General features: G+C 48.0%; 14 protein-coding genes and 1 tRNA gene. All 15 read left to right on the forward strand.

The window, feature by feature from the left end; genetic code table 11:
- Window positions 1-245: 245 nt before the first annotated feature.
- Window positions 246-662: a hypothetical protein gene (locus K8S19_00905; GenBank protein ID MCD4812244.1), complete on the forward strand. Its 417-nt coding sequence runs from the start codon at window positions 246-248 to the stop codon at window positions 660-662.
- A gap of 30 nt (window positions 663-692) precedes the next feature.
- On the forward strand, window positions 693-935 hold the full coding sequence (locus tag K8S19_00910) for a hypothetical protein (GenBank protein MCD4812245.1): 243 nt from the start codon (window positions 693-695) through the stop codon (window positions 933-935).
- A gap of 195 nt (window positions 936-1,130) precedes the next feature.
- The gene (locus K8S19_00915) at window positions 1,131-1,835 is read left to right on the forward strand and encodes a class I SAM-dependent methyltransferase (protein MCD4812246.1); all 705 of its coding nucleotides are present in this window, start codon (window positions 1,131-1,133) and stop codon (window positions 1,833-1,835) included.
- 89 nt (window positions 1,836-1,924) lie between these two features.
- Complete coding sequence (locus K8S19_00920; GenBank protein ID MCD4812247.1) at window positions 1,925-2,485, forward strand: pseudouridine synthase; 561 nt, start codon at window positions 1,925-1,927, stop codon at window positions 2,483-2,485.
- A 250-nt stretch (window positions 2,486-2,735) separates the two neighbouring features.
- A tRNA-Val gene (locus tag K8S19_00925) sits at window positions 2,736-2,812 on the forward strand.
- Between the two features lie 127 nt (window positions 2,813-2,939).
- Window positions 2,940-3,674: a hypothetical protein gene (locus K8S19_00930; protein MCD4812248.1), complete on the forward strand. Its 735-nt coding sequence runs from the start codon at window positions 2,940-2,942 to the stop codon at window positions 3,672-3,674.
- The gene (locus K8S19_00935; GenBank protein MCD4812249.1) at window positions 3,674-4,657 is read left to right on the forward strand and encodes a KpsF/GutQ family sugar-phosphate isomerase; all 984 of its coding nucleotides are present in this window, start codon (window positions 3,674-3,676) and stop codon (window positions 4,655-4,657) included. Before K8S19_00930 ends, K8S19_00935 begins: the two co-directional genes overlap by 1 nt.
- On the forward strand, window positions 4,657-5,208 hold the full coding sequence (locus tag K8S19_00940) for an HAD hydrolase family protein (GenBank protein MCD4812250.1): 552 nt from the start codon (window positions 4,657-4,659) through the stop codon (window positions 5,206-5,208). Before K8S19_00935 ends, K8S19_00940 begins: the two co-directional genes overlap by 1 nt.
- Window positions 5,209-5,248: 40 nt before the next feature.
- Window positions 5,249-6,097, forward strand: a complete 849-nt coding sequence (locus K8S19_00945; protein ID MCD4812251.1) for a lysophospholipid acyltransferase family protein — start codon at window positions 5,249-5,251, stop codon at window positions 6,095-6,097.
- Between the two features lie 37 nt (window positions 6,098-6,134).
- Entirely contained in the window at window positions 6,135-6,686 is a 552-nt protein-coding gene (gene lptC / locus K8S19_00950; protein ID MCD4812252.1) for an LPS export ABC transporter periplasmic protein LptC, read from the forward strand.
- A gap of 2 nt (window positions 6,687-6,688) precedes the next feature.
- Entirely contained in the window at window positions 6,689-7,474 is a 786-nt protein-coding gene (gene lptC, locus K8S19_00955; GenBank protein MCD4812253.1) for an LPS export ABC transporter periplasmic protein LptC, read from the forward strand.
- Window positions 7,471-8,250 carry an LPS export ABC transporter ATP-binding protein gene (gene lptB / locus K8S19_00960; GenBank protein MCD4812254.1) on the forward strand — a complete coding sequence of 260 codons (780 nt, stop codon included), beginning with the start codon at window positions 7,471-7,473 and terminating at the stop codon, window positions 8,248-8,250. Before lptC (K8S19_00955) ends, lptB begins: the two co-directional genes overlap by 4 nt.
- A gap of 253 nt (window positions 8,251-8,503) precedes the next feature.
- A complete protein-coding gene (locus tag K8S19_00965) occupies window positions 8,504-10,267 on the forward strand; it encodes a hypothetical protein (GenBank protein MCD4812255.1) in 1,764 nt (587 codons plus the stop codon).
- A gap of 146 nt (window positions 10,268-10,413) precedes the next feature.
- Window positions 10,414-11,493: a M23 family metallopeptidase gene (locus K8S19_00970; protein ID MCD4812256.1), complete on the forward strand. Its 1,080-nt coding sequence runs from the start codon at window positions 10,414-10,416 to the stop codon at window positions 11,491-11,493.
- A 34-nt stretch (window positions 11,494-11,527) separates the two neighbouring features.
- Window positions 11,528-11,950 (forward strand): type II 3-dehydroquinate dehydratase, encoded by a 423-nt coding sequence (gene aroQ, locus K8S19_00975; GenBank protein ID MCD4812257.1) that lies wholly within the window; start codon window positions 11,528-11,530, stop codon window positions 11,948-11,950.
- Window positions 11,951-11,953: the final 3 nt, after the last annotated feature.

Consider the following 11,953-nt stretch of genomic DNA (forward strand, 5'->3'; position numbering starts at 1 on the left):
TCAGTTTTTAAAAGTGTATTCGCAAAGCGAAAATTTTAGAGCAGCAGAAAGCAGATCAGCAATATCTGCTGCGGTCTACTGCTCTACTGCTCTACTGCTCTGCTGTTCTGCTGTTCTGCTGTTCTGCTGTTCTGTTGTTCTGTTGTTCTACTGTTCGGTTTTTAGAAGTGTATTCGCAAAGCGAAAATTTTAGAGCAGCAGAGCAGCAGAGCTGTCTCGCTGACGCTCGACAATGAGGTGTTCTTATGCGTGAAATCTACAGCCGCTTTGCAGTTGCCTATCTGGCCGGTGCGCTCGGTGGATTGGCCTATGCCTTGACAGCGTGGCTCTGTGATCAATGGCAGCTGTTTGAGTTGCTCTCTGTAAAAATGAGCGTTTTAAATTTGACATGGCCCTATTTGGCGGAAAGAATTCTTAAAGGGTCGCTTTGGGCCCTGCTGTTGGTTTTGGTCGGGCCTTTTTTCAAGGCGCGTGGTGCCTTGCTCGGGCTGATTTTAAGTCTGCTTCCGAGCGCCTATGTTTTGTTTATTTATTATCCTGCACATCATCTCGGGATTTTTGGATTTTCCAAAGGTATGTTGACCTTTCTTTTTGTCTTGCTTTTCAATGCTGCCTGGGGTTTTATCGCGGGCGGTATTTATGCGCGTCACTACCGTGTTTGATTTGGACATCTGAAAGAAAGGGGACTATCCATGCAACTCGTATTGGTGAAAATCGCCGCCCGCAGTTCAAAAGCAGTTAAAATCCAAGAGGTGTTGACCAAGCATGGTTGTAGCATTCAAATGCGTCTTGGCATGCATGAGGCGGCTGGAGACAGCTGTGCCGAAGATGGTTTGATTATTTTGAAAATCACTCCAGGCCAGGAGGTGGTCAACAACCTGACTGCGGATCTTCAGGCAGTGGGAGATGTCGAGGTCAAGGCTGTCTTGCTTTAATAGGCGATCGTGAATTTTCCGGCTTTAACTGCGTGACATGAGTGGGAAAGCATTATTGGAAGCAGGTTGAGCCGGGGACAGTTTGTTTGAGAGACAAACTGCGGGATGGCAATGAATTTTTATTTTTAGCCGGGCTTCATTACGGAAAGGTTTGCGCCGAAGCTATCTTCATTACAAAGTGAAGGCGGTGCACCGATGCCAGGCATACATAGACCCGGTGAACGTATTGGATCATGGGATGATAAGCTGGATGGGAATTTTGCGCAGGTCGCGTCTGAGCGCCAACCGGATTATGCAAGAATATTAAACCTGCTCAGACCGCGGGTAGGCGAGACATTACTTGATGTAGGCTCAGGCAGTGGCAAACTTCTTTCGGCTGCTGTGAAGCTGGGTCTGGACCCGACCGGAATTGAAGATACGCCGGAAGCTGCGGCAATCAGTCAGAAAACCGCCCCCGAAGCCAAGGTTGTCGTGGGGAGTGAAATCGAGCTTCCTTTTGAGGATAATCAGTTTGATCTGGTGACGGCGATGGATTTGATTGAGTATTTTCCCGAACCGTCAGAGGGACTTCATGAAATTCACCGTATTCTTAAACTGGGCGGCCGTGCCTGCCTGGTGTTGGGGAATGCGGAGTTTATCGGCAAAAAGGAAGATCGTTATGCGATATCGCCTTTTGACGATCCTGCGTCACTGTTTTTATCACTCAAAGAGTGGCGGGTTTTGTTAGCCGACGAAGGGCTTAGCATTGTCGCGATTCAGCCCAATTTACCGCAGTCCAGAATGCCGGTTTCACGTAATCCTGTGATAGGAAAAATATCTGCTTTTTTTATCCGTCTTTTTTTGGTTCTTATGCCCACCAAATGGAGCTATCAATTTATTTGTACCTGTTACAAGGATTAGGTTTTCCTCCACCGGAGCATGGCTTTTTTGTGAACATCCAAGCGACTATGCTACAATCCATTGGAATACGATCCATCAGGAGTGATGCAATGTCGCGCAAGAAATCCGATGACTATCTATGGCTGGCAATGAACAAGCCGGCAGAAGCAACCACGACACGCAAGGAAGATTGGGGGCGGCGCACTGTGTATGATTTGTTGCCCAAGGGTATCCCGCGTGTGGAAGCGGTCGGGCGTTTGGACCGCGCCAGCACCGGTTTGTTGCTTTTTACCAATGATTTTAAAAGTGCGCAGGAACTGTTGGATCCTGAGAACGCAATTTCGCGCGTTTATCAGGTGGTGACGGACAAACCACTGCCGCAAGAGGCGCTGACAACTTTGTCAGAGGGCTTGGTTTTAAAGGGAGGGACAGTCTGTTTGCCGGTGAAGGTCCGGAAAAGCAACACTCCTGCTTCAGGCCGGTCCTACCTTTTTACACTGCGCGAAGGAAAATACCGCGAAGTAAGACGTTTGGTCATGCATTTCGGGCGTAAAGTCCGGGGGCTGCATCGTCTCTCTTTTGGTCCGGTTTTATTGGATCAGATTAAATCCGGTCAGGTCAGGCCGCTGGCCCTTTGGGAGGTCAGTCGACTCCTTAAAATGGCACGATAAAAATCTGCGGGCTTAATATGCATTATATATATATATAATTTGGCCGCTCATATCCATACTTGATGCCCCGACCGGAAGTGTTATTATTTTTGGGACGCTGTGCAGCCCAGCGTGTTCGCGCCGGCACGATAATCACATCTTTTACCCTTGACGATGATTCTTTTCTTAGTGTATCATTCCCCTCTAATTTGAAGCCTTGGTTGGCGCCGGCGAAGCAAAAAGCGCATGTTTTTACCGGGGATTTATTTTTGGGCGGATAACTCAGTTGGTTAGAGTGCCACCTTCACATGGTGGAAGTCGAAGGTTCGAGTCCTTTTTCGCCTACCAATTACGATAACGGCATTTTTTCCGTTTTTGAATATTATTTCAAATAAGTTACAGTTATTTTCCGAAGTTTCATCTGCGGAAATAACAGGAGCGTGTCGCAATGGACCGTATCAAAGGAGGCGTCCTCATGGACGAAACGATGTCAGAAAGTACTCAGACGATAAAAATCCAGCTCCACGCCTTGATGCAATTGCAGGAGGTGGATGATAAGCTCAATCAACGCCGCGCCCAGATCAAAGCCATTGATGTCAAAATCAAGGATGAAGATAAAACCCTGACCCATCAGAGTTTCTTGTTGGATGAACGCAAGCAGGAAATTGAAACAATCACGAAAGACCGGCGTGAAGCTGAAGTGACGGTGAAACAAAAACAGGAAGAATCCCAAAAATTGGGTGGTCAGCTGTTTGATGTGAAAACCAATGAAGCCTATAGTACGTTGCAAAAAGAAATTTCTCAGAAAAAACAGGATGCCGGGCTTTTAGAGGAGCGCATCATTGAAATGATGGTGGCTGAAGATGAGATGAAACTTAAGCTGAAAGAAGCGGAGGAGGCCCTCAAAGAGGGCGAAGAGCAGGTGGCTGCCAAACAGGCTGAACAGCATAAGGGGATTAAGGACTTGGAAAGTGAAATCGAATCATTTAAAACACAATGGGAATCCGTTGCGACAAAAGTCCAACCCGATTACCTGGATCTTTATAAGCGGTTGCTTAAAAATAAAGCGGGCAGCGCCATGGCAAAAATTGAAAATGATATTTGCACCGGTTGCCGCCTTGCCATCCGTCCGCAAGCAAGCATTGAATTGAGAAAATACCGCTCTTTACTTTTTTGCGACAATTGCGCACGCATTCTTTACGTGGATTAATGACAACCCGTCAGACCGCAAACTCACCGATTATCCAAGACGCCCGACGTGTGCTTAAAATCGAGGCCAAAGCTGTCGCCAACCTTGTCAATCAGATCGGTGTCGAATTCGAACAAGCTATTGAAAAAATATTTTCCTGCCAAGGACGCGTGGTGGTATGCGGGTTGGGAAAATCAGGCGTGATCGGCCAAAAAATTGCCGCCACCCTGGCCTCGACCGGAACGCCGTCCATTTTCATGCATGCCTCGGAAGCGATCCATGGAGATCTCGGGATGTTGGTTTCCCATGATGTTGTTATCGGTATTTCCAATTCCGGCGAAACCGGGGAGCTGGTGCGTCTCATACCCTATATGAAGCGCCTGGGTATTTTTTTAATTGCCATGACCGGTAACTTACAGAGTTCTTTGGCGAGGAATGCTGATGTGACCCTCAATGTCAATGTCAAAGAGGAAGCCTGTCCGCATGGATTGGCTCCGACCGCCAGCACGACTGCGGTCCTTGCCATGGGGGATGCGTTGGCGGTAACCCTCATGAACCGTCGTGGTTTTAAACCGGATGATTTTTCCAGGCTTCATCCGGGCGGGGAGTTGGGCAAACGCTTCATCAAAATCCGCGATATTATGCATAAGGGCAACGCTATTCCGAAGGTTGCACGCCAGGCCGGCCTGGAAAGCGCAGTTTATGAAATGACCCGGAAACGATTTGGCTGTGTCGGCGTGGTGGATAATAAAGGGAAACTTGTCGGGATTTTTACAGATGGTGACCTGCGTCGCTTGGTGGGTAAGGATACGTCGCTTACTAAATATAAAGCCGGTCAAGTCATGACGGCTCGGCCGATTGTTCTGCGCGAGGATGAACTTGCAATCAAAGCGGTACGTGTTATGCAGGATAAACGGATTTTTGTTTTAATGGTTGTGAATACCCAAAAACAGTTGATTGGTGTCGTGCATTTTCTTGATTTGTTTGATGCCGGGGTAGTCTGATGCTGACCCGGGCCGCATTGACAGCACGTTTGAAGACGATCCGGTTTTTGGTCGCGGATGTCGATGGTGTTTTGACGGATGGCGGTATTGTGATTGATAATTTAGGTCACGAGAGTAAGTGTTTCGCTGTTACGGATGGGTTGGGTCTGGCATTGGCACGCTTGGGAGGTCTCCAGACCGCATTTCTTTCTGCGCGGGAGAGCAAGGTTGTCACCCTGCGTGCGCAGGAATGCGGGGTTTCTTTTGTCATGCAGGGAAAAAAGCAAAAAGGTACGGCGTTTGATGCTTTGTGTCTTCAGGCCGGAGTGAAACCTGCTGCGGTGTTATACATGGGGGATGATTTGCTGGATATGCCTGTTTTTGAAAAAGCCGGACTTGCGATTGCAGTCGCCAATGCGGCCCCGGAAGTCAAGGCGGCGGCACATTTTATTACAAAAAGGCAGGGCGGTCAGGGCGCGGTCCGTGAGGTCGTGGAACGCCTGTTAAAAGCCCAGGGTATTTGGCCGCGTGTTTTGGAACAACTGTTGAGACGTGATGCGGCAAAAAATTAAAAATACCCTTATCTATTTATTTTTGCGGGGGATGATTTTCGTGGTGGCACTTATCCCCCATCCCTTGGCCAAAGCAATCGGCCGGTTTTTAGGCGCACGTTTTTACGACTGGGTCCCCAAGGAACGCAATCGGGCTTTGCAGAATTTCGAACAGGCTTATCCGGATATGACCACTGCGGTCCGGTCCGGCTTGGTTAGAGATGTTTTCGTGAACCTGGGACAAAATGCCCTGGAATTGTTTGAAATGCTCTCTTACACCACGGCCAGGATTATCCGGCTGGTGGAAGGGGTGGAGGGTGCGGAACATATGCAAAGCGCGCTGGCCAAAGGTAAAGGTGTTTTGTGTCTGACCGGTCATCTGGGCAATTGGGAAATTTTACCGGTTTATATGTATCATATGGGATGGCCGGCCGCAGTGGTTGCGCAGGTGCTGTATGATCAGCGGTTGGATACACTTTTAAATGAATTTCGCGGAAAACATAACGTCCAGGTCATCAAACGCAGCAAAGTAACCAGTGAAATTATCCGTAGTCTGCGGCGCAATATGTTGCTGGGAATTTTAAATGATCAGGATACAGGCGTGGATTCCCGCTTTGCACCTTTTTACGGCAAACCGGCAAAAACACCGGTAGGCATATTTCGTCTGGCCAGGAAAATCGGGACGCCGGTCGTGCCGGTTTTTATCACACGCCAAGCCAATGGCCGGCATAAAATTTACATCGAACCGGCGTTGGATTTTCAAGTGAGTGATAATGAAGAAAAAGATTTGCAAGCCTGTGCACTTGCCGGGAATCTGGCAATTGAAAAATATGTCCGGCTTTTCCCGGAACAATGGGTTTGGTTTCATAGGCGGTGGAAAAGCCGTCCGGAAGGTGAGGCGGATGCCTGATCAGCAGAAGTGGTTTGTATCTGTAGCGGGATGTTGCATGCTATGTATGCTCTGTATTTTTGCCGGTTGCCGTCAGGCACCTCCGGCTGTGCGTTTGGCTGCCATTACAGGACACGATGAACCAACCATGCTCTTTGAAGGTTTTCGTATGGTCTCGACGAAGCTGCAAACAATTGAATGGGAGTTTGTGGCCCGGTCCGCCCAAATATTTGAAAAAATTAACTTGGCCAAAGCACAGGATGTCAAGGTGGTCTATTGGCGGCAAGAAAAGATTATGTCCACTTTGACTGCTGAGCGTGGCGTCATTGAGACCGGGACGAATAATATGCGGGCTGAAAAAAATGTTGTCATGGTTTCTCATGAAGGTATCCGTCTGTATACGGACCAATTATACTGGGACCATGAACATGAGAAAATTTATACGGATTTGCCGGTTAGGGTTGTGCGTGAAACCAGCGTTTTAACCGGTGTTGGTCTTCGCTCAGACAGCGAGCTCAAGCATATTGAGGTGCTTTCCGATGTGAATATTCAAATCGAATCAGTCAAAGATCTGGAGAATGCTGTGAAAGAAAAAAATACCGGGGAGTAAGCATGCGTATTAATCGTTTTTTACCCATAATTACCATCTGTTTATTGATGTCGGCCTGCGCGACCCAGCAGATCGTTGAGCTGACCAAAGATACCAAAGTTCAAATTCCCCGGAAAAAAAGCCAGGAAAAGAAGGTTGTCCAGGCGAAACAGGAACGGTTACAGGAACCGAATCTGGATCAGCCTGCCCGGATTACTTCCGACCGCATGCAATATCGTGAGCAAGGCCGGGTGACGGTTTTTAAGGGCAAGGTATGCGTGAATCAGGTGGATGCCTGGCTTTTTTCACCCTATTTGGAAGTGCGGTCTGAAAAGGGAATGGCGTATGCCCGTCAAGGTGTCCGGTTAATTGATCACGGCCGCGGGGTGACGGCAACCGCCCGGGAAATGGACTACAACCGTGATATGACCCATGTGATATTGCGCGATACAGTTGCGATTACGTCCCACGATGATGCGGGTGAAACCTTGAAAATGTATTGTGACCGTATGCGCTGGAATGAAAACCAGGACGCTGCTGTCGCGGACGGGCATGTGATTGTTCATTACAAGGATACGACAGCGACCGCCCATACGATGACCTATCACCGTCTGAAAAAGATGATGGTTTTGTCCGGTGAAAAAGCCAAACAAGCAAGACATCCCCGGGTTTTGCAGGGGACCAACACAATTACCGGTGAACTCATTACCATGCATATCAAGGATCGTGTGTATGAGGTGGAAGGGTCGGCCAAGGCCATTGTGCTTCCCGAATCCGCGCAGGCGAAGGTAACGGAGAGAAAACCATGACAACCAAAATAGCGGCTTTGAAGAAAGAGTTGGTAGGACCGCATGCTTTACTGACGGATAATTTGGTTAAAATATATAAGAAAAAACGGGTGGTCAATGAAGTGAATGTGGAGGTGAAGCGCGGAGAAATTGTGGGTCTGCTAGGACCCAATGGCGCAGGCAAGACCACAACATTTTATATGGTGGTCGGTATGATTCAGCCGGAGATGGGAAGGATTTTGCTTAAAAATGCGGAGAATGAAACGATTGAGATTACGGATCAACCGATGTATAAACGTGCCCGCCTGGGGATTTCATATCTCTCGCAGGAGTCGTCTGTTTTTCGGAAATTGACGGTGGAGGAAAATCTTCTGGCTATTTTAGAAACCCAGAATCTGGGCAAAGTGGAGCAGGGAAAAAGGCTCACCAAACTCCTGGAAGAATTAAATATTTCCCATCTGCGTAAACAAAAGGCGTATACCTTGTCGGGCGGCGAGCGCCGCCGCTTGGAGATTACCCGTGCGCTGGTGATTGATCCTGCGTTTATTTTGCTGGATGAGCCCTTCGTGGGGGTTGATCCGATCGCGGTTTTGGATATCCAAAACATCATCCGGCAACTGAAAAAACGCGGGATTGGGATCATGATCACGGATCACAATGTGCGCGAAACGCTTTCCATTACCGACCGGGCCTATATTTTGTACGAGGGCAAGATTCTGCTTTCCGGGTCCGCCAAAAAACTGGCGACCAGCAAAAAAGCCAAAGAAATTTATCTGGGCGAAAAATTTACACTTTAAAACTCTATCAAAATATAAAAGAAAAAGCATAGCCACAGATTGCACAGATGCACACAGATTATAAAAACATAAAATTTTTTCATGTTTTTGATTTTCATATTTTTTAATCATTTTAAAGCTTTTAATCTGCGGAAATCTGTGGAATCTGTGGTGAAATAGTTTAGAGAAAGAGATATAAATGGGATTTGACTGGTCTTGAGATCGTGATTTTGCTATCTTGGAGCAGAAGAAAAAATATAGGTGAGGCCCGCCATTGAAACTTTCAAGAGTTGTTTCTGTTTTTTTTCTGAGTATCTTCCTCTTTAGCAGTGCTGCCGAAGCGGTATGGCAGACCGTGACCATTGGCAGCGGTTTCAGTGATTATAATGATGTGACCGTAACCGCCGGTAGGAACGGTTCGTCAACCATGTATCTCTATGGAGCAAGTGATGATAATGAAATTCACGAGTTTTATTGGAACGGAATCGGGTGGGAAGATAATACCATTGCGGATACATCAGTGAGTAATTATATGGGAGTGGCGGTCGGTTCCGGCCGGAATAATGGTATGGTATATATCTATGGCAGCAATGAGGATGACCGTATTCATGAGTTTTATTATAACGGCACCGGTTGGGGCCGGACATCCACCACGGATGACGCCAGTAATTACAACCGGATGGTGGTTGGACCGGGACGCGATACTGCAACCCATTACCTTTATGGCGGCAATGATGATAATTTAATTGTTGAGTATTACTGGAACGGTTTGTTCTATAATGCTGAGTTTACAGCTGCAGAATCCGGGGATATGTGGGAACCTGTGATCGGCAATGGCCGCAATGACGGGACCAACCGCCTTTATTGCGCCTGTAGAGATACTCACGTCTATGAGTATACCCATAATGGTGCGGACTGGGACCAGGTGGATATGGGCACACTCATTGATGACGGTTATGCCATGGCGCTCGGTGCAGGTCGCAATGGTAATACGCTCAATTCGATTTATGCCGGCGACCGGGACGGTGTGATACAGGAATTCCGCCGGAACGGGAGCGACTGGGACCAAATTAATATGGGCGGTCCGGGTATCAATGATATCGCTTGTTATGGTGTTGCCATCGGGGATGGCCGCAATGACGGCGTGATCCGGGTTTATGGAGGTTTCGGTAACGGCACAACGTACGAGTATTTGTGGAATGGGACCAGTTGGAGCGCGGCCTCGCTGGGTGATACCGGTGGTGTATTAAACGGCATGGCATTGGGTATGGGGCGGCAGAGTGACGGCATCAATTCTGTTTTTGTCAGTTCTGATGATAATGTAATTTATGAGTATGTTTGGTTTACCGAGACACCCACCCCGAGTCCTTCACCAACCGATACGCCGGTCAATTCGCCTACCATAACCCCAACTCCCAGTATAACCCCAACGGTGACGATCAGTCCGACATCAACCATCACATCGACATTTACCCCCTCAGCCACAATTACATCTACATTCACTCAGACCGTAACCTTTACCCAGACCTTGACAGCGACCATTTCGCCGACGTCCACGATTTCACCGACCAATACCTATTCTCCCACGATCACGGTAACCCCAACGCGAACGGTGACCTATACAGCAACCCCTTCGCCGACGATTACCCTGACAATGACCGCTTCGCCGACAATGACGGTTACCCAGACCAGCACAGCCTCGCCAACCTATACAGTGTCACCGACCATTACGCAGACTTCAACCCCGAATTTGGCAGCCGAGGACTTATCCAATGTCATTGTGTATCCCAACCCCTACCGGGGAGATGTTAATTTGCGCGGGGAAATTATCCTTTTTAATCTGCCTGACCGGGCTATGATCCGGTTCTACACGGTTGACGGCAGGAAGGTAAAAGAAATAGTCAAGGATGACCCGGGAAACCGGGTGGTTTGGAATATGACCAATGAGAATGGCGCGGATGTCGCTTCCGGTGTTTATATTTATATTATCAAGACCATTCGTGAAGAACGCAAGGGCAAGGTGGTTATATTGAAGTAGGGAACGGTCATGACCGTTTCCGGCAATAAAATTTATATACCACGGATGGTATGTTTTACTGTTAGTACCGGCAAATATTGTGTTTTTCTGCTTTGAAAATACACTTTTATCTAGACCCGGTCTTTATTCCATGCTACTATTCGTTCATGAATTTAAAAATATTTATTCGTTCATTTTTAATCTTTTTCCGGCCTATGCGCTGGATGCTTTTTTTTGGTATTGCCGGCGCAGCCTTTGTTTTTACGATTGCAACCGCAATGGTGCAACCGGCCGGAATTGTAACCGCCCCATCACTTTCCCAAGTGGAATCAGCTCGACATTATTTTGCACCTGAGCGTCTTCAGGCTTTTTCCGGAAATGATTTTAATCTGATACCTGATCTGGTTGATTTTCTTGATCAACTGGAAAATAGCCTGCGCATGGCTGCGCCGGAAGCATCAGAGCTTGAAGACCTCTATGCAGAGTATACCCGGTTTACTAATCCTAACTTTGTAACCTTTGATATTTATACGATTCAGCGGGGGGATAATTACTGGAAAATCGCCAAACAACATGGGTATACCATTGATTCCATTGTGGGATGCAATCCTCATTTGGGTAAGGTAGTCTGCTATGTCCGCCAGCGGGTGTTGCTGCCTTCCCGCGGCGGGTCATTACACCTCGTGCGTGCGGAGGAAACATTGACATCAATTGCACTGGACTATGCGGTGACCAAAGAGATCATTTTGGAGGCCAATCTGATTGATCCGCAATGGGGTGTTATCCCCGGCATGTGGTTGTTTATCTCCGGTGCCAAACCGAGATATTTGTCTGAGGACATGCAAAAGCAGTACAATCAACGCGCCTTGTTTCGCTCGCCCCTGGCCGGACGGTATTCTTCCTTTTTTGGAAACCGGATTCACCCGGTGTTGGGTTTTTCGAAATTTCATAATGGCGTGGACATTGCCTGCCCCATGAATACCTGGGTGGGCGCGGCAGCCGCAGGAAAAGTCATTGCCGCAGGTAAAGGCGGTGCGATCGGAACGTATATTAAGATTGATCACGGTAATGGCTACAAAACTCTGTATGGTCATCTGAACAAAATTCATGTAAGCCGAGGCCGGCAGGTCAGCCGGGGACAGTTGATCGGCCGGGCCGGGGCCACAGGCAGGGTCACCGGACCGCATCTGCATTTTACAATTTATAAAAACGGCCGCGTAGTTAACCCGATGGATTATTTGTGGTAAACCGGATCGAGGAGGAATAGTGCCGAATATACTCGTGATACATGGTCCGAATTTAAACCTGATTGGAAAACGTGAACCGGATATCTATGGTTCGGAAAACCTTGAGGCGATGAACCGGCGAATGGAAATAGCGGCCAAGGAACTTTTGTTGGGTCTGAAAATTATCCAGGAAAACCATGAAGGTAAAATAGTGGAAGCCATTCAGACCGCGCCGGAGTGGGCGCATTGCATCATTATCAATCCGGCAGCGTATACACATACCTCGGTCGCGATTTTAGACGCTTTAAAGGCTGTTGCCATTCCGTCAATTGAAGTCCATCTTTCCAATGTTTATGCGCGCGAGGATTTTCGGCACCACTCATATATTGCAGGTACGGTAAAGGGGAGAATTATGGGCTTTGGCGCAGACTCTTATTTACTCGCCCTGCGCGCGGCCAAATCTATTTTGAATCCATAAAGG

It is taken from the genome of bacterium (assembly GCA_021108215.1).
In the GTDB taxonomy this organism is placed as follows: Bacteria; Oederibacteriota; JAAXVQ01; order JAAXVQ01; family JAUVAV01; genus JAIORK01.

Bases quoted from the DNA above. Each gene is read 5' to 3' on its own strand.
- K8S19_00905 (MCD4812244.1), top strand. From the start codon at position 246: ATGCGTGAAATCTACAGCCGCTTTGCAGTTGCCTATCTGGCCGGTGCG.
- K8S19_00910 (MCD4812245.1), top strand. From the start codon at position 693: ATGCAACTCGTATTGGTGAAAATCGCCGCCCGCAGTTCAAAAGCAGTT.
- K8S19_00915 (MCD4812246.1), top strand. From the start codon at position 1,131: ATGCCAGGCATACATAGACCCGGTGAACGTATTGGATCATGGGATGAT.
- K8S19_00920 (MCD4812247.1), top strand. From the start codon at position 1,925: ATGTCGCGCAAGAAATCCGATGACTATCTATGGCTGGCAATGAACAAG.
- K8S19_00930 (MCD4812248.1), top strand. From the start codon at position 2,940: ATGGACGAAACGATGTCAGAAAGTACTCAGACGATAAAAATCCAGCTC.
- K8S19_00935 (MCD4812249.1), top strand. From the start codon at position 3,674: ATGACAACCCGTCAGACCGCAAACTCACCGATTATCCAAGACGCCCGA.
- K8S19_00940 (MCD4812250.1), top strand. From the start codon at position 4,657: ATGCTGACCCGGGCCGCATTGACAGCACGTTTGAAGACGATCCGGTTT.
- lptC (MCD4812252.1), top strand. From the start codon at position 6,135: ATGCTATGTATGCTCTGTATTTTTGCCGGTTGCCGTCAGGCACCTCCG.
- lptC (MCD4812253.1), top strand. From the start codon at position 6,689: ATGCGTATTAATCGTTTTTTACCCATAATTACCATCTGTTTATTGATG.
- lptB (MCD4812254.1), top strand. From the start codon at position 7,471: ATGACAACCAAAATAGCGGCTTTGAAGAAAGAGTTGGTAGGACCGCAT.
- K8S19_00970 (MCD4812256.1), top strand. From the start codon at position 10,414: ATGAATTTAAAAATATTTATTCGTTCATTTTTAATCTTTTTCCGGCCT.